Raw genomic sequence first — 2,308 nt, 5'->3', positions numbered from 1 at the left:
GTTATTTAACGTTTACATCGGTTCATGCTTGACGAAACTGTAGATTACTTGTTAAACACTATAATAAGTCGGTTGCGCTGAATTCTGTGTAACTACCCTCTGACTTGTATTACTAATCTCTATTCCTGTATCAATGGCTTTTAAGCCATCATTAACACGTCTTAAATCATCGCCAGATAACTTCTCAGCGTAATCAGTAGTAAATCTACCTAAACTGTCTCCAAGCTCTCTAACGTGCTTCTGGACGCTATCATGGTTCATTAAAGTATCCAGTCCTTTGTAAGCAACCTCGTATTGCTTAGCTGTCAATCTAATAGTCCGATTGATATGTTGTTCTGCTAATGCTCTGTTCTCATCTGTTTTTTCACTATTATTTGCATATTTAGTCAGTGCAACTAGATAAGGTTGAGCTGTCATTATCGTTGCAGTCACTCTGCTAGTATCATTTCTACCTAATCTTGTTTGATAATGTTGTACCTGTTCAGCTCTTTGTTTGTCTACCTTATCGATAAAATCATAAAAGTCTGCTGTAACGGTTTGGTGGTGGGATCTTTCTTTTTGGTTATCTACTAATATATTTATAGCAGCTAGGTTGTTTTGCATGACCTCAAGGCTAAGCATATCAACGACTAGCTCGTGTTTTTCTAGATACTCTTTATCGATCGTATGAATACTTAGGGAGTCAGCAAATTTATTAAGTATGGCGATTTGTCGATAATCAAACTTCTCTGGGTAATGTTCCGATTTGTCGTTATGTCCTTTACGTAATCTTTTACTGTCGTGATTGCGCATGAGCAGTCGGTAAGCTAGACCCTTTTTCTTGTCTAACGTATCAGCTTTGATTCTTCTAATATTTTGTTCTGCTTCACTAGCGTGTCGAGCTGCGTCTCTAGTTTTTTGATCAATTTGTCTTTTTCGCTCATGAAAGGCTCTTTCGTATTCGTTGTCGAAAGGGCTTGGGGCTGGTTTTGCTCGCTCTGTAATGCCTTGATTGATTTCCGCAGCAATATGTTCGCTTCTTCCAGCTCTTTTTGCGTTTGCAGTAACCCATTGTTTTGAGTGAGCAGCTCGCTTTGGTAGGTTTTCACATTTTTTAGCTGCCCACTCAAGGTTTGGTTCTGTGTCTTTAATGCGCTGTTCTGTGTCTCTAATAAGCTTTGGGAGGCTTTCAGTGTGGTCAGTTGCCCATTTAATGCCGTCGTCTGCTGATTTGATTCTGTTATTAACTGTGTTAATGCCGTTTGGTATTTTTTGGCAGCGCTCAGTTGCCCAAGTAATTCCTGATGTTGTGTCGATAATTCGTCGTTGCGTGCTGTCAGCTCGCTGTTTTGTATCTCCAATGAAGATTGGTAATCTTGTGTTTGTCTGAGTTGTCCAAGCAAGTCCGCGTCTAAGGGAGGTCGTTCGTTGCTCATGTTCTACTCCTTGTTGATGGTTTTTCTCAGCTACCATTTTGTTGCGTGCAATGATGGCCCGATTGATATTACCTTTCTCTGTAGTGATACCTAGGCGTTCCATGGCGGTTGCTTCAACGCCCATCTTAATCGTCGGTTGCTGGTCTAACTCCTGATCTTTATAGCTGCGAGCATCCATTAGGGGTAGGTTCTTCTCTGCCAAAATCACATTAGCGGTATCTACCCACATCTTACGAATACGTTTGATTTCTTTCATTGACGAGGGCAGATCGTGCGCCAAACGTTTTTTATTCGACCACTCAAAAGGGATTTTGAGCTTTGGGTCAAATGCCAAGGTTTTATTAGGACCAAGGGTAGGCGCTCGAGTGGTCACTAAAATATGGGCATGAAAGTTACGCGGATCAGGGTTTTTCTCCCCTTCGCGTAAGCGTTTCGAGCTAGGCTTAGCATCAGGATCAAATGGCAACTTCATCACCGGACGATGAATACACACATCCGCAATCACATCCATGTCATCAGCAAGCTTTTGAGCGAATTCTAGTGCTAGCGTATGGCGTTCTTTCTCAGACAACTCATAAGGCAGATTAATCAACCACTCACGCGCTACTCGACTATCCGATCGATTTTCTGCTGCCTCAGCCAAATTCCAAACCATTTCTCTGTCTACACTCACACCTAACGCCTTCAATGAAAGTGGTAGAACGATATCGGCACTCATTACTCCACGCTTTCTTGAATAGTCATGGATTTTTCCATACTTAACATCCTCCAAAATATCTCCAGCACGATAAGCTGCACACGCCACCGCTGATTGTCCTGCCTTTCGAGAAATTGCTTTAGTATCGAAATGCACCATGGTCATAAAGAGCGCCTCGTAGTTTGGTTTTTTGCCC

Annotated in this window: 1 protein-coding gene; it reads right to left on the bottom strand. The window is 42.1% G+C overall.

Features of this window, described 5'->3' with window-relative positions:
• Positions 1-51: 51 nt before the first annotated feature.
• The coding region (locus tag ACT3SX_RS14795) for a MobA/MobL family protein (protein WP_444761818.1) at positions 52-2,308 on the bottom strand (2,257 nt) is incomplete at its 5' end.

This window comes from Psychrobacter sp. AOP31-B2-9 (genome assembly GCF_052378005.1).
Classification (GTDB): domain Bacteria; phylum Pseudomonadota; class Gammaproteobacteria; order Pseudomonadales; family Moraxellaceae; genus Psychrobacter.
This window is presented reverse-complemented; position numbering and strand designations above follow the sequence as displayed.